The sequence below is a fragment of the Micromonospora sp. NPDC005710 genome, assembly GCF_040630995.1.
In the GTDB taxonomy this organism is placed as follows: Bacteria; Actinomycetota; Actinomycetes; order Mycobacteriales; family Micromonosporaceae; genus Micromonospora.
Genome location: NZ_JBEXYP010000001.1, coordinates 209,485 through 231,647, shown reverse-complemented (window position 1 = coordinate 231,647; position 22,163 = coordinate 209,485). Strand labels below are relative to the sequence as shown.

Annotated in this window: 25 protein-coding genes; 10 read left to right on the top strand and 15 right to left on the bottom strand. The window is 71.6% G+C overall.

The annotated features are described in order from the left end of the window. The first annotated feature begins 19 nt into the window (after positions 1 to 19). Both ABZ406_RS01130 and ABZ406_RS01125 read left to right on the top strand, forming a co-directional pair. Positions 20 to 316 (top strand): DUF6582 domain-containing protein, encoded by a 297-nt coding sequence (locus ABZ406_RS01130; RefSeq protein ID WP_357754966.1) that lies wholly within the window; start codon positions 20 to 22, stop codon positions 314 to 316. 57 nt (positions 317 to 373) lie between these two features. After that, positions 374 to 1,582 carry an FUSC family protein gene (locus ABZ406_RS01125; protein ID WP_357754963.1) on the top strand — a complete coding sequence of 403 codons (1,209 nt, stop codon included), beginning with the start codon at positions 374 to 376 and terminating at the stop codon, positions 1,580 to 1,582. A gap of 17 nt (positions 1,583 to 1,599) precedes the next feature. On the opposite strand, the gene ABZ406_RS01120 is transcribed toward ABZ406_RS01125, so the two are convergent. Beyond that, on the bottom strand, positions 1,600 to 2,025 hold the full coding sequence (locus ABZ406_RS01120) for a VOC family protein (RefSeq protein ID WP_357754960.1): 426 nt from the start codon (positions 2,023 to 2,025) through the stop codon (positions 1,600 to 1,602). Between the two features lie 154 nt (positions 2,026 to 2,179). Here ABZ406_RS01120 and ABZ406_RS01115 point away from each other — a divergent pair, with 154 nt between their 5' ends. Then, positions 2,180 to 4,009, top strand: coding sequence for a glycoside hydrolase family 15 protein (locus ABZ406_RS01115; protein ID WP_357754957.1), 1,830 nt, complete (start codon positions 2,180 to 2,182; stop codon positions 4,007 to 4,009). A gap of 9 nt (positions 4,010 to 4,018) precedes the next feature. Here ABZ406_RS01115 and ABZ406_RS01110 read toward each other — a convergent pair whose 3' ends face one another. Beyond that, positions 4,019 to 4,834, bottom strand: coding sequence for a DUF72 domain-containing protein (locus tag ABZ406_RS01110; RefSeq protein WP_357755454.1), 816 nt, complete (start codon positions 4,832 to 4,834; stop codon positions 4,019 to 4,021). A gap of 112 nt (positions 4,835 to 4,946) precedes the next feature. On the opposite strand from ABZ406_RS01110, the gene ABZ406_RS01105 reads away from it, so the two are divergent. Beyond that, positions 4,947 to 5,957, top strand: a complete 1,011-nt coding sequence (locus ABZ406_RS01105; protein ID WP_357754954.1) for a glycosyltransferase — start codon at positions 4,947 to 4,949, stop codon at positions 5,955 to 5,957. Positions 5,958 to 6,017: 60 nt separating this feature from the next. After that, positions 6,018 to 6,746: a Clp protease N-terminal domain-containing protein gene (locus ABZ406_RS01100; RefSeq protein ID WP_357754951.1), complete on the top strand. Its 729-nt coding sequence runs from the start codon at positions 6,018 to 6,020 to the stop codon at positions 6,744 to 6,746. Between the two features lie 10 nt (positions 6,747 to 6,756). Here ABZ406_RS01100 and ABZ406_RS01095 read toward each other — a convergent pair whose 3' ends face one another. Together ABZ406_RS01095 and ABZ406_RS01090 are read right to left on the bottom strand one after the other, a co-directional pair. Then, the gene (locus ABZ406_RS01095) at positions 6,757 to 7,275 is read right to left on the bottom strand and encodes a hypothetical protein (RefSeq protein ID WP_357754948.1); all 519 of its coding nucleotides are present in this window, start codon (positions 7,273 to 7,275) and stop codon (positions 6,757 to 6,759) included. A gap of 120 nt (positions 7,276 to 7,395) precedes the next feature. After that, complete coding sequence (locus ABZ406_RS01090) at positions 7,396 to 7,587, bottom strand: DNA repair protein (protein WP_357754945.1); 192 nt, start codon at positions 7,585 to 7,587, stop codon at positions 7,396 to 7,398. A 170-nt stretch (positions 7,588 to 7,757) separates the two neighbouring features. On the opposite strand from ABZ406_RS01090, the gene ABZ406_RS01085 reads away from it, so the two are divergent. Further along, complete coding sequence (locus ABZ406_RS01085) at positions 7,758 to 8,420, top strand: GNAT family N-acetyltransferase (RefSeq protein WP_357754942.1); 663 nt, start codon at positions 7,758 to 7,760, stop codon at positions 8,418 to 8,420. 364 nt (positions 8,421 to 8,784) lie between these two features. Here the strand turns inward: ABZ406_RS01085 and ABZ406_RS01080 are convergent, their stop codons facing one another. From ABZ406_RS01080 to ABZ406_RS01065, 4 genes are all read right to left on the bottom strand, one after another. Then, positions 8,785 to 9,483 (bottom strand): TetR family transcriptional regulator, encoded by a 699-nt coding sequence (locus ABZ406_RS01080; protein WP_357754939.1) that lies wholly within the window; start codon positions 9,481 to 9,483, stop codon positions 8,785 to 8,787. Continuing rightward, positions 9,446 to 9,940, bottom strand: a complete 495-nt coding sequence (locus ABZ406_RS01075; RefSeq protein ID WP_357754936.1) for a DCC1-like thiol-disulfide oxidoreductase family protein — start codon at positions 9,938 to 9,940, stop codon at positions 9,446 to 9,448. Before ABZ406_RS01075 ends, ABZ406_RS01080 begins: the two co-directional genes overlap by 38 nt. Then, entirely contained in the window at positions 9,937 to 10,497 is a 561-nt protein-coding gene (locus ABZ406_RS01070) for a hypothetical protein (RefSeq protein ID WP_357754933.1), read from the bottom strand. Before ABZ406_RS01070 ends, ABZ406_RS01075 begins: the two co-directional genes overlap by 4 nt. Before the next feature lie 156 nt (positions 10,498 to 10,653). Then, on the bottom strand, positions 10,654 to 12,108 hold the full coding sequence (locus tag ABZ406_RS01065) for a glycoside hydrolase family 3 N-terminal domain-containing protein (RefSeq protein WP_357754930.1): 1,455 nt from the start codon (positions 12,106 to 12,108) through the stop codon (positions 10,654 to 10,656). Between the two features lie 169 nt (positions 12,109 to 12,277). Here ABZ406_RS01065 and ABZ406_RS01060 point away from each other — a divergent pair, with 169 nt between their 5' ends. Beyond that, positions 12,278 to 13,453: an ROK family transcriptional regulator gene (locus tag ABZ406_RS01060; protein ID WP_357754927.1), complete on the top strand. Its 1,176-nt coding sequence runs from the start codon at positions 12,278 to 12,280 to the stop codon at positions 13,451 to 13,453. A 124-nt stretch (positions 13,454 to 13,577) separates the two neighbouring features. Here ABZ406_RS01060 and ABZ406_RS01055 read toward each other — a convergent pair whose 3' ends face one another. Then, on the bottom strand, positions 13,578 to 14,591 hold the full coding sequence (locus ABZ406_RS01055; RefSeq protein ID WP_357754924.1) for an ABC transporter permease subunit: 1,014 nt from the start codon (positions 14,589 to 14,591) through the stop codon (positions 13,578 to 13,580). Further along, positions 14,588 to 15,586, bottom strand: coding sequence for an ATP-binding cassette domain-containing protein (locus ABZ406_RS01050; RefSeq protein WP_357754921.1), 999 nt, complete (start codon positions 15,584 to 15,586; stop codon positions 14,588 to 14,590). Before ABZ406_RS01050 ends, ABZ406_RS01055 begins: the two co-directional genes overlap by 4 nt. Before the next feature lie 131 nt (positions 15,587 to 15,717). On the opposite strand from ABZ406_RS01050, the gene ABZ406_RS01045 reads away from it, so the two are divergent. Then, positions 15,718 to 16,560, top strand: coding sequence for an ABC transporter ATP-binding protein (locus ABZ406_RS01045; protein ID WP_357754918.1), 843 nt, complete (start codon positions 15,718 to 15,720; stop codon positions 16,558 to 16,560). Between the two features lie 24 nt (positions 16,561 to 16,584). Then, positions 16,585 to 17,481: a ribokinase gene (locus tag ABZ406_RS01040; RefSeq protein WP_357754915.1), complete on the top strand. Its 897-nt coding sequence runs from the start codon at positions 16,585 to 16,587 to the stop codon at positions 17,479 to 17,481. A 46-nt stretch (positions 17,482 to 17,527) separates the two neighbouring features. Here ABZ406_RS01040 and ftrA read toward each other — a convergent pair whose 3' ends face one another. Then, positions 17,528 to 18,553 (bottom strand): transcriptional regulator FtrA, encoded by a 1,026-nt coding sequence (gene ftrA / locus ABZ406_RS01035; RefSeq protein ID WP_357754912.1) that lies wholly within the window; start codon positions 18,551 to 18,553, stop codon positions 17,528 to 17,530. Positions 18,554 to 18,623: 70 nt separating this feature from the next. Here ftrA and ABZ406_RS01030 point away from each other — a divergent pair, with 70 nt between their 5' ends. Further along, positions 18,624 to 19,082: a rhodanese-like domain-containing protein gene (locus ABZ406_RS01030; protein ID WP_357754908.1), complete on the top strand. Its 459-nt coding sequence runs from the start codon at positions 18,624 to 18,626 to the stop codon at positions 19,080 to 19,082. A 35-nt stretch (positions 19,083 to 19,117) separates the two neighbouring features. On the opposite strand, the gene ABZ406_RS01025 is transcribed toward ABZ406_RS01030, so the two are convergent. The 4 genes from ABZ406_RS01025 to ABZ406_RS01010 all read right to left on the bottom strand — a co-directional run bounded on the left by ABZ406_RS01025 (position 19,118) and on the right by ABZ406_RS01010 (position 22,100). Continuing rightward, complete coding sequence (locus tag ABZ406_RS01025) at positions 19,118 to 19,846, bottom strand: hypothetical protein (RefSeq protein ID WP_357754905.1); 729 nt, start codon at positions 19,844 to 19,846, stop codon at positions 19,118 to 19,120. A gap of 46 nt (positions 19,847 to 19,892) precedes the next feature. After that, positions 19,893 to 20,282, bottom strand: coding sequence for a hypothetical protein (locus tag ABZ406_RS01020; protein WP_357754902.1), 390 nt, complete (start codon positions 20,280 to 20,282; stop codon positions 19,893 to 19,895). Next, a complete protein-coding gene (locus ABZ406_RS01015; protein ID WP_357754899.1) occupies positions 20,282 to 20,761 on the bottom strand; it encodes a DUF6232 family protein in 480 nt (159 codons plus the stop codon). The genes ABZ406_RS01020 and ABZ406_RS01015 overlap by 1 nt, the downstream gene beginning before the upstream one ends. A gap of 859 nt (positions 20,762 to 21,620) precedes the next feature. Further along, on the bottom strand, positions 21,621 to 22,100 hold the full coding sequence (locus ABZ406_RS01010) for a DUF6232 family protein (protein ID WP_357754897.1): 480 nt from the start codon (positions 22,098 to 22,100) through the stop codon (positions 21,621 to 21,623). Positions 22,101 to 22,163 lie beyond the last annotated feature (63 nt).

The following is a 22,163-nucleotide window of genomic DNA, read 5'->3' as shown; positions in this document are numbered from 1 at the left end:
TGGCGGGTACGTGGGGGAGATGACGTCGACCTGGAAACCCCACGAGAAACACGGTGGTCTGTCGGAGAAGGACAAGCGCGAGCTGCCGGAGAGCGTGTTCGCGTTCCCCGACAAGCGCAAGGAACCGATGACCGACGCCGGTCACGTCCGTAACGCCATCGCCCGGTTCGACCAGGTGCAGGGTGTCACCGACAAGGAGCGTGACCTGGCGTTCCAGAACATCCTCGCCGCCGCCAAGCACTACGACGTCGAGGTCGCCGAGACGAACTGGCGTCAACTCGGCAAACTTCCGCACACACCGAATCCGGCCCACTGAGCGGTCCCGGTCGCGTACCTGCCGGATAGGGTCGTCAGCGCTGGGTAAGCGGCGCGGATGCCCGCGAAGCAGCAGCCAGCAACCGGTGGCGACCCCTCCTCGGGGGAGGCAACCCGGGCCGGTCGGCCGTCCGACGGCCTGCGTGAGCGGGTGCGCCACGGGCTGCGTACCCGCGCCTGGCGACTCCGCCTCTATGGGTTGCTCGCCGTGCAGGCCGGCATCGCGGCGGCGCTGGCGTGGTTCGTGGGGTACCAGTTCCTGGACAATCCCACCCCGGTCCTCGCGCCCACCACGGCGGTCGGCATCGTGGCCGCCTCGATGGGCTCACGCCTGCGGCGCACCATCGAACTGCTCGTCGGGGTGGTCCTCGGGCTCGCCGTCGGTGACACGCTCATGCCGTTCTTCGGCATCGGAGCCTGGCAGACCGGTGTGGTCGTCGTACTTGCGATCATCGTCGCGGTGCTTCTCAAGGGCGGCGGTTCCCTGCTCACCCAGGCCGGCGGTACCGCGGTGCTCATCGCCACCCTGGAACCGCCCGTCCGGGATCTGTCAGTGCCCCGCTTCGTCGACGCCGCCGTCGGTGGGTTGATCGGGCTGGCGGTCGGTCTGCTGGTGGTGCCCATCCACCCGCAGCGGACGGTGCAGCGGCTGGCCGAACCAGTCCTCGACCCGGCCGTCGTGGCCCTGCACGACCTGGCCGCGGCGCTCCGCCGTCGCGATCTCGGCGAGGCCCAGCGAGGTCTGGACGCGCTGCGGACGCTGAGCCCTCGACTGACCGCGCTCGACGAAGGGCTCGACGCTGCCCAGGAGGTCGTCCGACTGGCGCCACTGCGCTGGCGTGAACGACCATCCCTGGCCTTCTACACCGAAGCCGTCCGCCACCTGGAACGCAGCCTGAACAGTTGCCGCTCCATCGCCAGGAGGCTCACGAAGGCGCTTCGGGACGACGAGCCGATATCCGCGGAGTTCCCCGCGGCGATCGACCTGCTGGCGACGAGCGTGCAGACCCTCCGGTGCGCGATCCGCGGACGGGAGGAACCGCGGGAGGCGCGTCGACAGATCCTGACGGCAGTGGAGCTGATCGGGAAGGCGCAGGGGGAGGGGGATCCCACCCGCCCGCACACCCACCGGTTGGGCTACTCCGGCATGATCGCCGCCGGTGAGTTCCGCACGGCCGCACACGACCTGCTCATCGCCAGCGGGCTGGACGCCGACCGGGCGGCGGAGCTGGTGCGGCAGACGGCGGACCCGGACGACTGGGGCTGAGCCCGCCGCGCAGCGTGTCAGGTCGTCGTGAGCGAGGCGACGACGTCCAGGTAGTGCGGGTTCCTCATGACCCCGAGCACGTTGCCGAACGGGTCGACCACCGCCGCGGTGACGAACCCCTCGTCCCCGTGCGGAGTGATCGGCTGGTACTCGGTGGCACCCATCGCCAACAGCCGCTCGACCGTCGCGTCGAGGTCGTCGACACACCAGTGCATGACCGCACCGCCGGGCCCGGTCGCCGCTCCGGCCGGCGCGTACCTCCGGTCGATGATGCCCAGCTCGGCCTGGAAGTCCCCGATGCGGAACTCGGTGTAGGCCGGGCGTCCGTCGGGTCCCTGACGCACGAAGTACGCCTCGATCCCGAGGAAGTCCGCATACCAGGCAGTGGCCGCTGCCACGTCGTCCGCCCAGATGTTCAGGGTCGCGAATCCTCGCAGGCTCATCAGGTGCCCTCTCGTCGACGTCGGTTGTGGTGACGCTATCGACGGCGGCGGACGTTTTGCTTGGATCTCCTCGGTGTCGCGCCGCGGGCCGCCGCATCTTTCCTCGGCAGCCGGGTAGACGCCGCCATTGCCAGGACGAGTGGCGGGGGACAGCGTGGACAGCTACCCGGCAGTCGAGGACCACGGCCTGATCGGTGATCTGCAGACGGCGGCACTGATCAGCGGTGACGGCACGATCGACTGGTTCTGTGCGCCCCGCTTCGACTCGCCGAGTGTCTTCGGCGCGTTGCTGGACCGCCGCCGGGGTGGCCACTTCCAGCTTTCGCCCGACGGCGTCGACTACACGAGCAAGCAGCTCTACCTGCCCGGTACGCCGATCCTGATCACTCGTTTCCACAGCGCCGACGGTGTCGGTGAGCTGTTGGACTTCATGCCGGTCACCGGGGCGGAGGCCACCGACCGGCACCGGTTGATCCGACTGGTCCGCATGATCCGGGGCAGTATGCCGCTCCGCTTCGACTGTCAACCCCGGTTCAACTACGGACGCGATCCGTTCGAGCTTCAGGTGCACCCCGAGGGCGACCTCTTCCGAAGCGAGACACTGAACTTCTCGCTCACCCTCTTCAAGGATGCGGAGCAGCTGATCGACGCGGGGGCCATCCACCGGAGCGCGCAGGGCGTGTCGGCTCGGTTCTCGCTGCGGGCGGGTGACATCGGCGGGGTGGTCCTGGAGACGGCCTGCTCGCAGGCGCCCCGAGCACTCAGCACAGAGGAGGCGTGCGAACTCCTTGCCGAGACCCGCGACTTCTGGCGAAGGTGGGTGAGCCGTTCCCGCTACAAGGGCCGTTGGAGGGAAGAGGTCGAGCGGTCGGCGATGACCCTCAAGCTGATGACGTACGCACCAACCGGCGCCCTGGTCGCCGCGCCCACCGCAGGGCTGCCCGAGCAGATCGGCGGGCAGCGGAACTGGGACTACCGCTACACCTGGATCCGAGACGCGTCCTTCTCCGTGCACGCGCTGCTGCGCCTGGGCTTCACCGACGAGGCCGAGAAGTATCTGCTCTGGCTCGACGCGCGCATCCAGGACGCCCAGGACCCCGATCTGCCCCTGAGGATCGTGTACCGGATCGACGGCTCGCCGGACCTGCCCGAGGAAGTACTCGGCCATCTGGAGGGATACCGCGGGTCGGCACCGGTGCGCATCGGCAACGGCGCGTCGGGCCAGCTTCAACTCGACATCCACGGCGAGGCGCTCAATTCCCTGGAACTCGCCGACCGAAAAGGCCTGATCGCGCCGTACGCGGGGTGGCGAAAGACGGCGGAGTTGATGGACTGGCTCTGCGAGCACTGGGACCAGCCCGAGGATGGCATCTGGGAGACCCGGTCCGGGCGGCAGGACTTCACGTACGGGCGGGTGATGTCCTGGGTGGCGCTGGACCGCGCCATCCGCCTCGCGCAGCGCCGTGGGCGCCCCGGTGACACCACCCGTTGGACGACCGAACGCAACACCATCTACGAGCAGGTCATGGAGCGTGGCTTCCACCCGGGGCGTCAAGCCTTCGTGCAGCACTACCGCACCGACATCCTGGACGCCTCGCTGCTCTCCATGCCCGGGCTCGGCTTCATCTCGCCGATGGACCCGATGTGGGAGTCGACGCTACGGGCGATAGACGCCGAGCTGGTCTCCGACAGCCTCGTCTACCGCTACGACCCGAACGCCTCGCCGGACGGCCTCGCCGGCTCCGAGGGCACCTTCAGCATGTGCACCTTCTGGTACGTGCAGGCCCTCGCCCAGGCAGGCCGGATCGACGACGCCCGGTTGACGTTCGAGAAGATGCTGACCTACAGCAACCCGCTGGGCCTCTTCTCCGAGGAGATCGCGCCGAGCGGTGAGCAGATCGGCAACTTCCCGCAGGCGTTCAGCCACCTCTCGCTGATCAGCACGGCGACCCATCTCGACGACCTGCTCGACCGGCAGGGCTGACCGGCCCGGTCAGAACAGCGTCAACGGCTCGACCGGAGTCGGCTCGGGTAACGGGTCGAGCCCGGGCACTCGGGCCCGTACGTCGTCGTGGAACCGGCGGGCGAGCGTCGGCGCGTCGGCGTTGTCAGGGGTGTGGATGAACATCGTCGGCGAGCGTCCCTCGCGGAGCCAGGCGACTGTCACGTCGACCCACCGCTGCCACCCCTCGACAGTGCGCGTCGGGTCGTCGCGACCGAGGTAGCGGACGATCGGCCGGTCGGTGAGCGCGAGGGACCGGAGCGGCAGTCGCGGCTTCTTGACCCAGGCATCCCGTTCGGCGTCGCTGGTCGGCGGGTTGGTGAAGAAGGCTGTCGTGTCGAAGGGGACCCATTCGGCGTGGGCGTCGGCGAGCGTCGCCTCGAGCAGTCGGGCCGCCCGGTCCTCGGTGAAGAACGCCTGATGGCGGACCTCCACCGCGTACCTGTGGGACGGCGGCAGTTGGTTCAGGAACCGCCCCAGGGTGGGCACGTCGGTGGGTGCGAACGAGCCGGGCAGCTGGACCCAGAGGGTGTGGGCGCGCGGACCGAGCGGTTCGATGGCGTCCAGGAAGGCACGCAGCGCTCCGTCGACGTCGGTGAGCCGGCGTTCGTGCGTGATGACCTTGGGGAGTTTGAGGACGAACCGGAAGTCCGGCCCCGTCTGCGCGGCCCAGGAGGCGACGGTGTCCCGGGCCGGGGTCGCGTAGAACGTGGTGTTGCCCTCGACCGCGTCGCACCAGCTGGCGTAGTGCCGCAGGCGCTCGGCGGGCGGTAGCCGGTGGCCCGGCCACGACCGGTGACTCCACATCGCGCACCCCACGTGCAGACGCATGACCCGTCCTCCCGACTTGACCGGACCCACCGTATCCGGGCCGTCGGACGCGACCGGCCCGACGGGTGCGCCGGTAGGGTTCGCCGTCATGCGTGTGCTGTTCGCCAGTCTTGCGTCCGTCGGTCACACCTATCCGCTGATCCCGCTGGCTATCGCCGCTCGGGACGCCGGACACGAGGTCCACTTCGCCGCCGGCCCGGAGGTGCACGCGCCGCTCGCCGCGCACGGTCTGCGGCCGTTCCGTCCCGGCGACGCCTTCTACGAGGTGTACGCCGAGGATCTCGAACCGGAGTTGGCGCGGCTGCGGCCCGACCTGGTGGTGCACGAGTGGGGGCTGCCGGGAGCGGCAGTGGCGGCTCAGCGGGCCGGAATCCCGGGCCTCTGGCACGGGTTCGGCCGGATGCTTCCGGAGGGCATCGGCCTGGAACGTCCGACCGGGAACGCCGAGGTCGTCGGCCGGCCGCACCTGGACATCTGGCCGCCCTCGTTGCAGGACAAGGATTTCCTCGCCACGGAACGTCGGATCGAGCTGCGACCGGTCGCCTTCTCGACCCCGGCCCGGCCGCCGGTACGGGTGAGCCGTCGTACGTCCCGACCGTTTGTCTATCTGACTCTCGGCACCGCGTTCGGCACGCCGGAGCTGCTGCGCGCCGCCCTCGCCGGTCTGGCGGCGTTGGGCGCCGAGGTGGTGGTCGCGGCGGGCCGGGTGCCGGTGGAGCAGGTGGGTGAGGTCCCGGACCACGTCAGCGTCCACCAGTGGGTGCCGCAGGCGGAGCTGTTGCCGCTCGTCGACCTGGTGGTGCACCACGGAGGTAGCGGTACCACCCTCGGCGCGCTCGCGGTCGGCGTACCGCAGCTGCTGCTGCCGCAGGGTGCCGACCAGTTCGCCAACGCCGAGACGCTCGCCGTCGCCGGTGTCGCAGTGCGGCTCCTTCCCGGAGAGGCGGACGCGGGAGCCATCGCCGAGCAGGCAGACCGGCTGCTACCGCGGCATGGCAACCCCGAGCAGCGCGAGGCGGCTCGCCTGATTGCCGAGGAGATCGCCGGTATGCCCTCGCCGGCGGCCGTCGCCCGGCTCCTGCCGGAGTACGCCACCTGACCGCGAGGAGTTCGTCAACTCAAGGTTGACGAATCAGATGCGTCAACCTATGGTTGACGCATGACAGATCCTCTTCAGATCGGTAACACCGTCAAGCTCGACGACCTGATCCAGGCGATCAAGAAGGTGCACACCGACGCACTCGACCAGCTCACCGACGCGGTCATCGCCGCCGACCACCTCGGCGAGGTCGCCGACCACCTGATCGGGCACTTCGTCGACCAGGCCCGGCGCTCGGGCGCCTCCTGGACCGACATCGGCCGCAGCATGGGGGTCACCAAGCAGGCCGCGCAGAAGCGCTTCGTGCCGAAGGCGACCGACGCTGCCACGCTCGACCCGAACGCCGGCTTCGGTCGGTTCACCCCCCGCGCCCGCAACGTGGTGATGGCCTCGCAGGAGGAGGCCCGCGCCAGTGGCAACGCCGACATCGGCCCCGAACACCTGGTACTGGGCCTGCTGGCCGAGCCGGACGGGCTGGCCGCCAGGGTGATGGCTGGCCGTGGTGCCACCGCCGAGGTGGTACGGGAGGCGGTCGGTGCCGTCCTTCCACAGCGGGTCGAGCAGGTTCCGGCCCTCATCCCGTACGACGCGCGGGGCAAGAAGGCCCTCGAACTGACCTTCCGGGAAGCGCTGCGCCTCGGGCACAACTACGTCGGCACCGAGCACATCCTGCTCGCCCTGCTGGAGCAGGAGGACGGCGACGGCGTGCTCACCAACCTCGGCCTGGACAAGGCGACGGTCGAAGGCGACCTGGACGCCGCCCTCGCCGCCGCCGTCGGCAACAAGTGAGAACCCGAGGTCAGGAGACGTCGGGAAAGCCGTAACGCAGGGCGTGCTCCGGATCGGCCGGGTCGATCTGGCGTACGCCCGCGTCGGCGAGGCGCTTGTTGACCTCGTCGAGCTGCTCACGCACCAGGCGGGCCTCCTCCTCGGTGACCCGGCCCCGGTGCGGCCTGCCGGCATGCTCCAGCGTGCCGTAGTCGATCTTCTCGGTGGTCTTGCGGGCCTTGGGCGGGCGAACCCGCTCGGCCGTCCTCAACAGTTGCGCCATCGGCACGTCGGTGGCCATCGCGTCGAACTCACTGGCGGTCAACACCACCCGGCGGGGCTCGCCACCACCGTGCCGGTCGTGGACCTCCACCACCGCCACGTCCAGCGCGGCGTCGTCGATGTTCTCCACCTCGCCCGGGGTGGCGTCCAACTGCACGGGCCCGGCGACAAGGTCCGGGTGCTCCAGCACGACGATGCGGACCACCTCGTCGTCCTGCTGCAGAACCGTGCCGGTGAAGTCGGAGACGTGGATCGTCTTCTTGCCCATGCGGGGAGCTTCTCCTGTCGTGGGCCGGGATGGCGGACCACAAGAAATTACCCGACAGGTGTGCGAAAGCAGCCGCTGGACCTCCTCCGGTGTGTCGCCCCGAACGAGACCGTCAGCGCGTCAGTGGGTGTTCAGGCGGTGCCGACTGGAGCTGCCGATCGGTAGCTTGTTCAGCCCGGCCCACGACAGATTGCCGCCGAACGTCCGGGGATTGCGGTAACGCGGCTGGGGCGGATTGCCGCCGACGGCCTCTGCCGCCTGCCAGAGTCGCTCGGGGTCCTGCTGATAGTGGTCGCTCGGCTGAATCGGCATGCGTTCACCGTCCCAAATAAAGGTGTCCAGATATGGAAATACATATGACGGTCGATTTGTGTGGTTGGTCTCCGTACCCCTCGCCCGCCCAGCCCTGACGTATCCCACGCCCGGCCCGGCCGTTCGGGCGTACCGTGATCCACGACGGTTCGGGGTGACGGGAGGTACGCGTGCTCGACCGGCGGCTGCACCTGCACCTGGCCACCTGGCTCGGCCAGTGGCCGGCCGGGCCGGGGTTGCACGTGGTCGCCTCGCACCGGCGGGCCGAGCCGGCCTGGGATCGTCGGCTGCGCCCAGCGCTCGCCGTGGACACCGGGAAGAGCACCGTGCTCTCGGTGGCGCCGGCCCACGTGGCGGCGGTTCGTGCGCTGATCCGTCGTACGCCGTCTCGGCTGCTCGCCGCGCTGCCGGAGGCCGTCGGCCGGCCCGAGTTCTGCGTACACGACGGCGCCTTCCGGTGGAGCCTGGCGCCCGCGCCGCTGCCCGACGTGGGGGAGTGGACCGAGCCGACCGCCCCCGGGCTGCCGCCGTGGCTGCGACTCTTCGACCGGCCGGTGCTTGTGGTTCGTGACCCGGACGGCGCCTACCTGGCCGGAGCCGGGATCAAACGGCACGACGCGTACGGCAACGAGTTGGCCATCGGCACCGTGCCGGCCGCCCAGGGGCGCGGTCTCGCCCGCCGGCTGGTGGCCCAGGCGGCACGGCGGGTGCTCGACGAGGGGGCGGTCCCCACCTACCTGCACGAGCGCGGCAATCACGCCTCGGCCCGGGTCGCCGCAGCAGCGGGCTTTCCGGACCGTGGCTGGCGCGCGTTCGGCGTCTACCCACGCTGAGCGCCACCAGAGCCCCGCGATCTTGCACTTTCTGTCGCGACACAGCGGACATCCCACTCATCTCGACAACCGAAACTGCAAGATCCTCGAGCCGAGCCGAGCCGAGCCGAGCCGGGGCGGAGCGAGTCGGGGTGGGGCTGGGAGCGGTTTGGGCGCGGACCGTGGATCCCGGGCCGGATCCACGGTCCGCAACCTCCCCCCAGGCCCCCGGTTGCGGGTGTAACGAGCGCCGCTGTGGGCGGGCCGCTACGTGTCGATCACGCTACGTATCTAATCCGCTCGGGGCAAGGTGGAAGCTGTCGATTCGGAGTGTCGAAAAGTGGACTTGACCTGCTTGTTAGCTCGTCGAGGGGTGCCGGGACCGTTAGTGACGGAGCGTGCGAATCAGGTCGAGCACCTGTCGGGTCACCGGGCGGAGGACGCGGAGCCGGGACAGCGCCACGAGCCGGTCGACAAGTGGTACGGCCCCGTCGATCAGCTGGCGGGTCTTGGTCTGGCCCGGTGATCGGTCGTGTACCCAGTAGAGGATCACGCCCATGTACGCGAGCCAGAGCAACTCGGGCAGTTGTGGGCGCAGTTCGGCGTCGACAGTGGCAGTCGAGCCGGTCAACACCTCGCCGAAGAGGTCGATGGCGGCCTGCCGGGGCCCGGAGGACTCTGCCGAGAACGGGCTCAACGGCGAGGTGGGCTCGGCCGCCGTCTTGAAGAAGGTCGCCGCGAATCCGTGTGATGGTGTCAACACGTCGATCCCCGCGTGCAGCACCCCGGCGAACCGGGGGCCGAACGCCGCCTCCCGGTCGAGCACCGGCTGCGCGGCGGCCCGGTGCTCGACCTGGGACTGGGCGTAGAACTCCTGGATCAGGTGGTCCTTCGAACCGAAGTAGTAGTAGGCGTTGCCGACCGCCACCCCGGCTTCCTGCGCGATCGCCCGCATCGTGGTCTGGGCGTAGCCACGTTCGCGGAACAGCCGCATGGCGGTGTCCCGGATCAGCTGCCGGGTCTGCTCGCCCCGGGCCGTGGCGGGGTCACCCGCAGTGGTCGTCGGCGCAGGCTGCTCGGTCATCGGGGTCACCGTATCCCGCCGGTTCGTCGGTCGGCTCGGCCCGCGCGTCGCGGACCCGCTCCCGGATCGCCGAGGCGGCGGCCACCGTCTGCCGGGCGAGGGGAAGCAGGGCCGGTCGGGCCAACCGCTCGGCCGTCGACCGGTGGTCGGCGAGCGCCCAGAGGCAGGCGAACCAGGCGCCGTCGCCCGCGTACACCTCGCCGGTGTCGGCGATCACGGTGAGGTCGCGCAGCGTCGCGTCGTGGTCCAGGTCGGGGAAGCGCCGCCGGGCCTCGGCGGACCCGGCCGGCACGAACTCCAGGGGTACGAGTTGGGTGCGGGACGACAGCCAGCGGCGGGCGGCCCGGCACAGCGGGCAGGCCGCGTCGAACAGGACGGTGAACCCCCGGATCCCACCGCCGGATTGAGCGGTGGGATCCGGGAGCCGACCGACGCCACCGGCCGGGGGCACTGTCATCGGGTCGGCGGCTTGCTCGTCGGGCCGGCGCCCGGCTGCGGTCCGGTCTGCTGCGGTCCGGCGCCCGGCTGGGGGCCAGCCTGCTGTGGTCCGACCGGGTAAGTGCCGGCCTGCTGTGGTCCGCCCGGGTACGCGCCGACCAGCTGCGATCCGGGTGGGGTGGACGGCATGGGAAGTCGGCCGATCGGGGCGAGCGGGGGGTGCGTGGCGAACTGGCGGAGGCGGTTCCGGCGGTAGCGGCCGAGTGCGAAGACGTTGAAGAAGTGCAGCGCGCCGAGCACCAACAGCACCAAGCCGATTTTGAGCGACAACTCCTCCATGGCTCGGCTCGTCGACTCCACCGGGTCGGAGTGCTTCATCGCCACCGTGACGTACCCGAGGTTGAGCAGATAGAAGCCGACCACCAGGAGGCTGTTGACGGCTCGGGCGAGTCGTTCCTCGGCGAACACCTCCTCCAGGAAGACCTGCCCGTTGCGGGAGAGTGCTCGCGCCACCCAGATGGTCAGGCCGATGCTGACCGCGAGGTAGATCAGGTACATCCAGACCTTGATGTCCATGCGGACGCCCCTTCTTGAACGTGTTCAACTACCGACGTCGTCAGCCTAGGGCGGATATTGAACATGTTCAAGAAGGGGCGACAGGTGACTGTGGACACTGTGGCGCGACGAAGCGGTGTGTTCTCCGGCCGAGCCTGCGGCCCGGCCGGAGAACGCTCAGCCGGCCAGGCCCAGCACCTCGGCCGCCGCGCGACCGTTGGCGTGGCTCGCGCCGTAGGTGGTGACGAAGGCGCGCACGCCCGCTGGTCGCCACCGCGACGGCCAGCCCATCTCGACCACTGTCACCGGGTGCGCCGCCGCCAGGTCGGTGATCAGCTCCGGGCCACCGGGCAGCCGGTGCAGGTGTCGCCCGACCAGCACGATGGGACGCTCGCCGGCCAACCCGCGCAGCGTGGCCGGATCCGTCTCGGTGGCGATCACCCGAATCTCCGGGACCCCGTCCAGGTGCGGGCCGAGGCCCCACGGCACCCGCCCCTCGGCGATCGTCGACTCGGTGTGCAGGTGCACCACAAGGGGCTGGTCCAGGCCGGTGAGCAGACCGTCCACCCGGACCGCGCGGCGCGCTGCGGCGTACCCCAGTTCGGTGTCGGCGGTGGCCGGCGACCCGCCGGCGGCCCGGGTCCAGGCGGCGAGGTCGGCGGCGCGGCCGGCGGCCTCCTCGACCCGAGCCCTCGCCAGCCGGCCGTCGCTGAGCGCGTCGACGATCTCGGCGGCCACCCGCTCGACCAGTTCGGCGTCGACGGCCGCGCCGATGCAGAGCAGGTCGGCGCCCGCGCTCAGGGCCCGGACGGCGGCGGGCCCGACCCCGCCGGCAGCGACCGCGGCTCCCTTCATCTCCAGCGCGTCGGTGATGACGGTGCCGGTGAAGCCGTACTCGGTGCGCAGCAGGTCGACGAGGACGGCCCGGCTGAAGGTGGCCGGGTCGGCGCCGGTGAGCGCCGGCACCCGGATGTGCGCGGTCATCACGGCGCGCGCCCCGGCGGCGACGACGGCCGCGAACGGCGGTAGGTCCCGCTGGCGGAGCAGGCTCAGCGAGGCGTCCACTGTGGGCAGCTCGTGGTGGGAGTCGGTGACAGTGGCGCCGTGCCCGGGGAAGTGCTTGGCGCAGGCGGCCACACCGGCGGCCTGGAGGCCGGCCACGGCGGCGGCCGAGTGGGCGGCCACCCGCACCGGATCCGCCCCGAAGGACCGGGTGCCGATCACCGGATTGTCGTCGGCGGTGTTGACGTCGACGGTGGGGGCGAGATTGACGGTGATGCCGAGCGCTGCCAACTCCGCGCCGATCGCCTGGTAGACCCGTCGGGTGAGGGCCACGTCGCCGATCGCGCCCAAGGCGGCGTTTCCGGGGTACGGGCTACCGGTGGCGTGGGCCAGCCGGGTCACGTCGCCACCCTCCTCGTCGATGGCGATCAGCGCGTCCGGCCGGCCGGCGCGCAGTGCGGCGGTGCTCGCCGCCACCTGCGCGGGGTCGTGCACGTTGGTGCCGAACAGGGTGTGCCCGGCCAGCCCGTCGGCCAGCAGGTCGACAGCCCAGTCCGGTGGGACCGGGCCCGGGTACGCGGCGAGCAGTGTGCCGAACGCCAGCCGGCGCAGTCCTGGATCCAACCGCACGTGATCTCCCCCTTCGGTGCCCCACGGGTACGAGACGTCGTACCGGTTGGTGGTCTTGGCCCTGCCGACTCGGCCGAGCGTCCCACCGTCGGGTGACCGTTACGCTACGGCTACCCGTTCGCAGGTCGGTTTACAGTTAGCAAAGTTTACTAAAACTAGAGGACGTGTCATGAGTGCGACCCGGCTGCCCGGCACCCCCCGCCTGTTGCGGGCGCTCAACGACCGTGCCGCACTGGAACTGCTCCTCGAGCGAGGCCCGCTGACCCGGGCCCGGCTCGGCGAGCTGACCGGCCTGTCCAAGGTCACCGCCTCCCAACTGGTCGAGCGGTTGGAGGAGCGCGGCCTCGTCGCGCGGGTCGGCGAGCAGGCCGGCGGACGAGGGCCGAACGCCCAGCTCTACGCCGTCCGCCCCGGCAGCGCGCACGTGGTGGGCGTGGACGTCGGGCCGGACCGGGTGGTGGCCGCCTGCTCCGACATCACCGGTGCGGTCCTCGGCCGCGTGGAGCAGTCGACAAGGGACACCGACGACCCGGTGGGCGTGGTGCACAACGCCGTCGTGCAGGCGGCGAGCAGCGCCCAGGCGCAGCTCAGCAGCGTACGACGGATCGTCCTCGGCACGCCGGGTCTGGTCGATCCCGGCACCGGCGACATCACCTTCGCCTTCAACCTGCCCCGCTGGCACAGCGGTCTGCTCGCCGCGCTGCGGGACGACCTGCACACGCCGGTGGTCTTCGAGAACGACGTCAACCTGGCCGCCGTCGCCGAGGCGCAGTCCGGTGCCGCGCAGGGGTTGGCGGACTTCGTGCTGGTCTGGGTGGGCGCCGGCGTCGGCCTGGCGATCATGCTGGGCGGGCGGTTGCACCACGGCAGCAGCGGAGCGGCCGGTGAGATCGGCTACCTGCCGGTCCCCGGCGCGCCCATCCCGCGCGACGTCTCCCGTCGCGCCAAGCCGGCGTTCCAACAGTTGGTCGGCGCGGACTCGGTGCGCGCGGTGGCCCGCGAGCACGGCTACCCGGACGCCGACGCCGCCGAGGCGGTCCGCGCGGCCGTCGCCGCCGGCGCCGACGGGGGCCCGATGCTCGACGAGCTGGCCCGTCGGCTCGCGCTCGGTGTGGCAAGCACCTGCGTGGTGCTGGACCCGCCGCTCGTCGTGCTCGCCGGCGAGGTGGGGCAGGCAGGTGGCGCGGCGCTCGCCGACCGGGTGCAGCAGGAGGTGGCGGCGATCACCCTGGTCCAGCCGCGAGTGGTGCCGACCGGGCTGACCGAGGAGCCGATCCTGCACGGCGCGCTGCGTACCGCCCTGGACGCGGTGCGCGACGAGGTGTTCGGCTCCACCGTCGGCTGAGCCCGCTGCCTGGGACATGTGAAGGAATATTTCACCGCTCACCCACGGCTTGCAAGCTCTTGCCGGGCAGTGGTCCGGCCCGGTCCGTCGGGCCGCCCGGACCGGGCGACCCGACGGCCTCCACTCAGATCAGGTCACGGCGACGGAACACGGCGAACGCCGCAGCGGTCAGTCCGCCGGTGAGAACCAGCAGCACCAGCAGCGCCGTTGGCCAGTTCAGACTGTAGAAACTCTCGCAGTAGTCGGTGCCCGCGCTGCCCGCACACAATTCGGGGTCGAAGAATCGCGCCCCACCGCCGAGCCACGCGCCGATGTGGCTGGAGAGCATCAGCTGGTCCGGCCGCCGGGCGTCGACGATCTCCAACACCAGCCGACCGCCCAACTCCCACACCACCGCGTACGCCGCCACCGCCCCCAGCGCCGCCGAAGTGTGCCGACCCAACGTGGCGATCGCGAAGCCCGCGGCCGAAGCGAGCAGCACCAACACCACGCCACGCCCGTGCACCGCCGCGAGTGAACTCCAGAAGTCGTCGTCCAGTCGGCCCGGCAACCCGGCGGTCTGCCCGATCACCCAGAACGCGGTGAGGTAGGCCACCGACGCCAGCAGAGCCAGAACCAGCACCCCGCCGAGCAGGGTGCCCAACTTGGCCGCGAGCACCGTCAACCGGCGCGGTCGCCAGAGCAGCAGGTTCACCACGCCGCCCGAGGTCAGATCCGCGCCGATGTAGGAGGCGCCGACCAGGAACCCGAACAGCACCAGGAACGCGATGAGGAAGTACAGCAACGGCCGGGCCTGTTCGGCGAAGTTGAACACACCAGGCAGATAGTCGGCGGGAATCGGCAGCCGATCCTGCCGAATCGGGTCGATCGCCGAGCAGTCGCTCGGGAACATCTGCTCCGTGTCAGCCGGGACGGCCGACTCCTGGCGGGCCAGGCACTGCTGGTGCGTGATCTCCATGCTCCGCCGCGCCTCGGCGGCCTGCTCCCGCGCCGAGTTCAGTTCACTGGCTGTCGGCTTGTGGGAGCCGGCCATCGTGGTCGCCGCGGTGACGGCGAACGCCAACACCAACAGAACCACCATGAGCTGCACGAAGCGACGCGCGGACAGTCGCTCCAACTCGGCACGCACCAGGTTCACGCGTCCACTCCCCGATCGAGATCGATCACAGCTTCGCCCTGCGGCACCGACGAGTCGCCGACCTGCCGGGGCACCGACGGATGCTCGTACGCGCCGGTCAGCTCCAGGAAGACGCTCTCCAGATCCGGCCGCAGCGGTGTCAACTCGCCCACCCACAGACCCTGCTCACCCAGCGCCCGGCTGACCACAGTCGGGTCGCTCACCCCGCCCACCACCAACGCGTCGCCATCCACGACCGCCGTCAACCCGGCCGTGTGCAACACCTCGACGGCGCGCTCCGGCTCGGCCACCCGAACCAGGAACTCGTGCCGATCGTGACCCGCCAGCACCTCGTCCACCCGACCGGTCGCGACCCGCCGACCCTGCGAGATGATCGTGACGTGGTCGCAGATCAGCTGGATCTCGCCCAGGATGTGGCTGGACACCAGCACTGTCACCCCGCTGGCCGCCAGCGACCGCATCAGGTCCCGCATCTCCCGGATGCCCGCCGGGTCCAGCCCGTTCGCCGGCTCGTCCAGGATGAGCAACCGCGGGTCCTTCAGCAGCGCGGACGCCACCGCGAGGCGCTGCTTCATGCCCAGCGAGTAGCCCTTCACCCGATCGTCACCACGGTCGTCCAGGCCCACCAGCTCCAGCACCTCGTCCACCCGCGAGACCGGCACCCCACCCGCGCGGGCCAGCAACCGCAGCGTCCGGTAGCCAGTGAAGTTTCCGAAGAACTGCGGGCTCTCCACGATGGCGCCGACCTGACCGGCCACCCGGGTCAGCAACTCCGGCGACGGTTCACCGAGCACAGACATCCGGCCGCTGTCGGCGCGGACCAGCCCGAGCAGGGCCCGCAGCGTCGTGGTCTTGCCCGAGCCGTTCGGGCCCAGGAAGCCGTGCACCTGGCCCGCCTCGACAAGCATGTCGAACCCGTCCACCGCCACCCGTCGGCCGCTGCGCAGACTGTGGAAGGTCTTGCGCAGACCCTCGATCTCGATGACCGCGCTCATCCGCGCGGCTCCGTACGACGACGGGGCATGAGCCGTCCTTCTCGCTTGGTGATCAACGACACGGCGCCTAACCCTATGGCTGAGGTGCCGCCCATGGGGGGCGCCCCGGCGCTGCGTGGTTGGATGGAGCGGTGACTGGTGACCTGATCCCCGGCGCTGCCGGCGCCGCGCCTGCCGCCGCTCCCGTGGACCCGGATCTGGTGGTCAGCCTCGACGGCGTCGGTGTACGCCGCTCTGGCACCGCCCTCCTGGAGGACCTGACCTGGCGCGTCGAGTTGGACGAGCGGTGGGTGGTGCTCGGCTCCAACGGCGCCGGCAAGACCACACTGCTCAACCTCGCCGCCGGCCGGCTGCACCCCACGACCGGTGTCGCGCACGTGCTCGGCGAGCGGATCGGCCGCACCGACGTCAACGAGCTGCGTACCCGGATCGGGCTCACCACCGCAGCCATCGCCGAACGGCTCCCCGCCGACGAGCGGGTCAGCGACGTGGTGGTGACCGCCGCCTGGTCGGTGGTCGGCCGCTGGCGGGAGAACTACGACCGTGGCGACGAGACGCGGGCGCGGGCACTGCTGAGCCAACTCGGCGTCGGTGGCCTCGCCGAACGCCGCTACGGCACTCTCTCCGAGGGCGAGCGCAAGCGGGTGCAGATCGCCCGTGCCCTGATGACCGACCCGGAGCTGCTGCTCCTCGACGAGCCCGCCGCCGGGCTCGACCTGGGTGGTCGGGAAGACCTGGTCGCCCGGCTGGCCGAGCTGGCGTACGACCCGGACGCCCCGGCGATGGTGCTGGTCACCCACCACGTCGAGGAGATCCCGCCCGGGTTCACCCACGCGCTGCTGCTGCGCGAGGGCGGAGTGGTCGCCCAGGGTCTGCTCGCCGAGACGCTCACCGGTGACAACCTCTCCAAGACCTTCGGGTTACCCCTGGTGGTCGAGCGGTCCGGCGACCGCTTCACAGCTCGCGCCGCCTGAGCGTCGGACCGGCGGGAGACGACAGTGCCGCAGACCCGCGTCGCAGTGGTGGGCAGCGCCAACATGGATCTGGTCGCGATGGCACCCGCCCTGCCTCGGCAGGGTGAGACCATCCTCGGCACCGACTTCGTGATGGTGCCCGGCGGCAAGGGCGCCAACCAGGCAGTGGCCGCGGTCCGGGCCGGCGCCTCCTGCGTGTTCCTCGGTGCGATCGGCTCGGACGCCTTCGGCGTCACCCTCAAGGCCCGGATCACCGCGGCCGGCGTGGACACCAGTCAGCTTCGCGTGGTCTACGGAACCTCCGGGGTGGCGCTGGTGTTGGTCAACGCGCAGGGTGAGAACGCCATCGTGGTCACCCCGGGCGCGAACGACGCCCTGGTCGACCTCACCGAGGATGAGCTGGCCACGGTACGCGGGGCCGACGTCCTGGTCGCCCAACTGGAAATCCCGGTGCCGACGGTGACCGCCGCCGCGGTGGCCGCCCGCGAGGCCGGCACCACTGTCATCCTCAACGCCGCCCCGGCGCGGGACCTCCCACCCGAGCTGCTCGCCGCCGTGGACCTGCTCGTCGTCAACGAGGGCGAGGCGCAGGCACTGACCGGCCGAGGTCGGGACGAGCCCCGCGCGCTGCTCGACCTGACCCCCCGGGCCGTGCTCACTCTCGGCGATGCGGGCGCCTGGTACGTCGACCGAAACGGCGTCGAGGTGCACGTGCCAGCGGTGCCTGTCAACGTGGTCGACTCCACCGCCGCCGGTGACGCGTTCACCGCCGCGCTTGCCGTCGGCTGGGGCGAGGGGCGCGACGTCGTCGACGCGGTGCGCTGGGCGGCGGCCGCTGGCGCTGCCTGCGTCCGCAAGCTCGGCGCGTCGGTGGCGCTCCCGCGACGCGCCGAGATCGACGAGCTGTACGTACCGGCCTGAGCGCGTCCCGCGCTGCGTCTGCCCCAGCGCGTCCCGACGCTGACTGTTACCGCTGGCCCGCCCCGGTGCGGAAGGCTCGGCGGTACGCCGACGGTGAGGTCAGCATGACCCGGCCGAAGTGGTGCCGATAGGTGACCGGGGTGTCGAAGCCCACCGCGCGGGCGACCTGCTCGACCGGGACGTCGGTCTCCTCCAACAAGGTCAGGCTCGCGCGGACCCGCTGTTCGATCAGCCAACGGATCGGGCTGGTCCCGGTGGCGCGGGCGAAGTGCCGCAGGTAGGTGCGCGAGGACATGTGCGCCCGCCCGGCGAGCTGGGCCACGCTCAGCGGCTCGGCGAGACGGGCGAGAGCCCAGTCGATGCTGCTCGCGATACGGTCGTCGTCCGGGTCGGCGGACACCGGCGCCTCGACGAACTGGGCCTGCCCGCCGTCGCGGTGTGGGGGGATCACCAGCCGTCGGGCGACCGCGTTGGCGATCGCCGCGCCGTGGTCGCGCCGGATCACGTGCACGCAGAGGTCCAGCCCGGCCGCGCTGCCGGCACTGGTGAGCAGGTCACCGTCATCGAGGTAGAGCACATCGGCGTCCACATCGATCCGCGGATAACGCTGGGCCAGCAGGTCCGCGTACCGCCAGTGGGTCGTTGCCCGTCGACCGTCCAGCAGCCCCGCTCCGGCCAGCGCGAACGCGCCCGAGCAGATCGACATGATCCGCGCACCGCGCCGGTGCGCCTGACGGAGCGCGGTGACCAGCTCGGGTGACGGGTCAGCCGTGACGTCCGGCACGCCGGGCACGATCACCGTCCGCGCCGCCGCCAGCTCGACCAGGCCGTACGGGGTGTGCAGGCTGGCTCCACCGACCACCGGCACCGGCCCTGGCTGCTCCGCGCAGAGCACCAGGTCGTACCAGTCGACGTCGAACTCGGGTCGGGCCAGCCCGAAGACCTCGGTGACGATGCCGGTCTCGAACACCGACATTCCTGGGTACGCGAGCACGGCGACCCGGTGCGCGGCCGCCGGTCGTCGGGGCGCCGGCAGCGGGTGCGGACCGGTCGTCGTTGCCGCTGTCGACATGGCGGGATGTTAGCGCAGCACGTCGTTCGCGCCACTCGTCTCGAGGTGGCGTGCCGGCGACGATCGGTGCATGACCTTCGCCTTCGCCGTTCCACCGGCCGATCCGGCCACCGCCGCCGCCTACTTCCACACTCGGCTCAGCGTCGAGACCGACGTCAGTGACGTACACACCGACCTGTCGGTCCGTACCCCGGGCGTGGTGGTCGTCGACTCCCGGGGCGCGGCCGCCTGGGCGCAGGGGCACCTTCCCGGCGCGGTACACCTGCCGACCGCCGAGATCGCGACCCGGGCGGCGGACCTGGTCCCGCCGGGCTCGGCGGTGGTGACCTACTGCTGGGGTCCGGGCTGCAACGGCGCGACCCGGGCCGCGCTGGAATTCGCCCGGCTCGGCTATCGGGTGAAGGAGATGCTCGGCGGGTTCGAGTACTGGGCGCGAGAAGGGCTGCCGGTGGTGACGGAGGCCGGGCTGACCCGGCGACCGGTCGACGACCTGACCGCGCCCCGTACGACGATCACCTGCGACTGCTGAACCACAGCCGCGCGAGGGATCAGCCGGGCCGGGACTCAGCCGACCGGCTCGTCGGCGAGTTTCTCGCCGCGTCGGCGCAACATGCCCAGGCCGGGGATGCCGGCCACGGCAAGCTTGAGGTCGCGCGTCACGTCCAGCAGGTCGTGCAGGTCGGGGCCGACCCGGTCAAGCGTGGCCAGGATCGGCAGGATGTCCGCCGTCAGGTGTTCCTTGAGCTTGGGTAGCTCGTCGACCAGGTGGATCGCCGCGCTGATCTCCTCGTGACTCAGCTCCTCGACGAACCGCGCGGCCATCGGCGCGGCCCGGCGCAGCGCCGGCTCGTACGCGGCCAGCAGCTCGGCCGCCGTGGCGGCGGCCTCCGTCGCGGTGCCCACGGTGCCGGCGGCGCGGCTCGCGACCCGATCGGCCTCGGCGACCACGGTGCCCGCCGCCCGGGAGACCCGGTCGGCCTCGGCGACGACCACGGCGGCGACGGTGGCCACCTCGGTGGCCGTGTCGATGGCGGTGGTAGCGGCGGCGCTGATGACTGCCACCTCGCGGACCGCCGCCTCGGCGTCGGTGAGCACCTGGTCGGTCCGGTCCAGTGTCGTCTCGATCCGGTCGACGACGCCGTTGATCCGGGCCAGCAGCGCCTCCACCCCGTCCAGCACCGCGAACGCGCGGGCGGGCAGGGCGGCCATCGAGGCGGCCGAGCCGAGCGCCTGGTCGAGAGCGGAGCGGGTCAGGCCGACCACGGCGGTCGGGGTGGGGGGGGGAATCGCCATGGGTCAAGTGTGCGTCGGCCCTGCCACAACCGCCCGACGGAGCAGGTCAGCGTGATCGTCGATCGGCGCTGTCGGCGCTGGCCACCCGCAGCGCCCACCAGATCAGCGGCACCTGCAACGGCACCCGGCCGTAGGCGATGGCCCGCTTCGTCGGGCGTCGGTGCCGCCAGTCCACTGCCATCTTGACGTTCGCCGGCAGGACGGCCACGAAGAGCGCGGCGGCGGCCCGACCTCCGGCCCGCCGGGTGGCCGGGTGCGCCACCGCCGCCGCCACCGCAAGTTCGGCAACCCCGCTGGCGTACGTCCAGAACCGGGCCGGCCCGGGCAACGCGCGCGGCACGATCGGGTCGTAGACGCCGGGGCGTACCAGATGGGTGACGCCGGCCGTGGCGAGCAGGCCGGCCAGGGCGACGGCCTCGCCGCGTCGGGTGGTCATCAATGATCCCCTTGCTGTTCGACGGCGCGCTGCACGGCCCGGTAGATCTGCCCGAACCGTAGCGCGTCCGGAGTGCGCACCAGCAGGTCCTCCCGGCCGTGGTGTTGCACCCACAGTTCGTGCACGTGGCTGCCGCGCTCGTAGGAGCGGTCCAGCCAGCCGAGCGGGATCTCCAGGAACGGTGCCAAGGCCAACGCCCCCACCGCGCAGGCCGCCAGAATGATCAGCGCCAACTGCCAGTTGCCCCGGTCCTGGGCCGACCACGCCAGGGACAGCACGCAGACCACGGCGACCAACGGCGGCAGCGAGAGCAGCAGCACCAGGACACCGCGCCCCAGCACACGGCCCCGCACGGCGAGGGTCTTCTGCCCCCGCGCGTGCCAGACGAACGTCACGTCGGACAGGGCTATCACCTGCCCGCCCGCCCGGATCGACTCGGAGGTCACCTGCACCGCGTCGTCCCGGTAATAGAGGGTCATCACTAAGCCTAACCACCGACAGGCAACCCTCGCCCCGCTCGGACCACGGCACTTCGGCCGCCTTCCCAGCCGATCAGCCCCCGCCGGACGCGTCGACGACGGCGATCCGGCCGGTGGGGGCGGCGGCTGGCGGGTGGTGCGGCGGCGCGGCGGGTGGGGACGGCCGCGGCCCGGCTGGCGGGTGGTGCGGCGGCCCGGCCGGTGGGGGTGGCGGCAGCCCGGCGGGTGGTGCCGTGGCGCGGCGGGTGGAGGGCGGCCCGCCCGGCGGGGGCGTGGCGGGGGCGTGGCGGCCTGGCGGGTGGTGCCGCCGCGCGGCGGGTGGGGGGCGGAGGCGCGGCGGTTGGAGGTGACGGCGGCCGTCCGCTGGTAGAGGTAGTGGTGCGGTGGTCCTTTAGAGCTGAATCGTCTACGACATCACGCCCCACCCCTCTCCCACCCCCCACGCCTCGCCGCTGCGCCTGCCGGGCCGCTGCGCCATGCCGCGCCGCCTCGCCGCCGCCTCGCCGCCGCTTCGCCGACGTCCCGCTCGCGGTCCCGGTCTGATTCGTTGGCGCTATCAGCTCCAAAGGCGCTGCAGCAACAATGGCCACCGGCGACTCCGGGCGACCATCAGCAACGCCGGCAGCAGCAACAACCGCCCACGCTGCGCCCGGGGTCACCCTGCGCCCGGGGTCACCCTGCGCCCGGGCCACCCTGCGCCCGTGGGGGCATGCTGCGCCCGGGGCCTGTGCCGACGGACACGTTGCGTCGGGGGGCACGCCGCGCCTGGGAGGCGCGCTGGCGGGCGCATTCGTTGTGCAGGTCCGGTCGCGGACGACCGGCCCCGGTCAGGTCGGGACGTGAGGCGGAACCAGGTCGGCTAGCGGCGGACGCCGGGGCGGGCCGGTTGGCTGTGCTCCACGGCGCGCTGCACCGCCCGGTAGATCTGCCCGAAACGCAGCGCGTCACCAGTGCGGAGCAGCCGCACCGGTTGACCCCGCCAACGAGCCCAGATCTCCAGTTGGCGACTGCCCCGGGCGTAGGAGCGGTCCAGGTGTTCGAAGAGAAAATCGGCGACCGGCCCGACAGCCAGGCCGACCAGCACCGACGCACCGACGATCGCGATCGTCACGGTGGGGGAGCGGTGCAGCCAGACGGCCACGCCGATGCCGAGCACCGCCGCGACCAGCGGGCCGGCGAGCGCGGCCCCGATCGCGCCCCGACCCACCAGGACGCGCCAGGACCGGGTGCCACGGCGGTGCCAGATCATGGTGATGTCGGCGAGCGCGTAGCTGCGACCGTCGACGCGAAGAGTGGTGGAGGTGACCTGCACCGACCTGTCGTCGTAATAAGTGATCATGGCTGGACTCCCGCCCACGGGGCTGACACCACACTACTTACCCAAACGAGCCGGGTCGTAAGG

What these genes read in the sequence shown, in the direction of transcription:
- ABZ406_RS01010 (WP_357754897.1), bottom strand. Translation starts at nt 22,100, where the DNA reads ATGATCACTTATTACGACGACAGGTCGGTGCAGGTCACCTCCACCACT.
- ABZ406_RS01030 (WP_357754908.1), top strand. Translation starts at nt 18,624, where the DNA reads ATGACCTTCGCCTTCGCCGTTCCACCGGCCGATCCGGCCACCGCCGCC.
- ABZ406_RS01050 (WP_357754921.1), bottom strand. Translation starts at nt 15,586, where the DNA reads ATGAGCGCGGTCATCGAGATCGAGGGTCTGCGCAAGACCTTCCACAGT.
- ABZ406_RS01075 (WP_357754936.1), bottom strand. Translation starts at nt 9,940, where the DNA reads ATGACAGTGCCCCCGGCCGGTGGCGTCGGTCGGCTCCCGGATCCCACC.
- ABZ406_RS01095 (WP_357754948.1), bottom strand. Translation starts at nt 7,275, where the DNA reads ATGGGCAAGAAGACGATCCACGTCTCCGACTTCACCGGCACGGTTCTG.
- ABZ406_RS01060 (WP_357754927.1), top strand. Translation starts at nt 12,278, where the DNA reads ATGAGTGCGACCCGGCTGCCCGGCACCCCCCGCCTGTTGCGGGCGCTC.
- ABZ406_RS01125 (WP_357754963.1), top strand. Translation starts at nt 374, where the DNA reads ATGCCCGCGAAGCAGCAGCCAGCAACCGGTGGCGACCCCTCCTCGGGG.
- ABZ406_RS01025 (WP_357754905.1), bottom strand. Translation starts at nt 19,846, where the DNA reads ATGGCGATTCCCCCCCCCACCCCGACCGCCGTGGTCGGCCTGACCCGC.
- ABZ406_RS01120 (WP_357754960.1), bottom strand. Translation starts at nt 2,025, where the DNA reads ATGAGCCTGCGAGGATTCGCGACCCTGAACATCTGGGCGGACGACGTG.
- ABZ406_RS01130 (WP_357754966.1), top strand. Translation starts at nt 20, where the DNA reads ATGACGTCGACCTGGAAACCCCACGAGAAACACGGTGGTCTGTCGGAG.
- ABZ406_RS01110 (WP_357755454.1), bottom strand. Translation starts at nt 4,834, where the DNA reads ATGTGGAGTCACCGGTCGTGGCCGGGCCACCGGCTACCGCCCGCCGAG.
- ABZ406_RS01015 (WP_357754899.1), bottom strand. Translation starts at nt 20,761, where the DNA reads ATGACCCTCTATTACCGGGACGACGCGGTGCAGGTGACCTCCGAGTCG.
- ABZ406_RS01070 (WP_357754933.1), bottom strand. Translation starts at nt 10,497, where the DNA reads ATGGACATCAAGGTCTGGATGTACCTGATCTACCTCGCGGTCAGCATC.
- ABZ406_RS01090 (WP_357754945.1), bottom strand. Translation starts at nt 7,587, where the DNA reads ATGCCGATTCAGCCGAGCGACCACTATCAGCAGGACCCCGAGCGACTC.
- ABZ406_RS01080 (WP_357754939.1), bottom strand. Translation starts at nt 9,483, where the DNA reads ATGACCGAGCAGCCTGCGCCGACGACCACTGCGGGTGACCCCGCCACG.
- ABZ406_RS01100 (WP_357754951.1), top strand. Translation starts at nt 6,018, where the DNA reads ATGACAGATCCTCTTCAGATCGGTAACACCGTCAAGCTCGACGACCTG.
- ftrA (WP_357754912.1), bottom strand. Translation starts at nt 18,553, where the DNA reads ATGTCGACAGCGGCAACGACGACCGGTCCGCACCCGCTGCCGGCGCCC.
- ABZ406_RS01105 (WP_357754954.1), top strand. Translation starts at nt 4,947, where the DNA reads ATGCGTGTGCTGTTCGCCAGTCTTGCGTCCGTCGGTCACACCTATCCG.
- ABZ406_RS01020 (WP_357754902.1), bottom strand. Translation starts at nt 20,282, where the DNA reads ATGACCACCCGACGCGGCGAGGCCGTCGCCCTGGCCGGCCTGCTCGCC.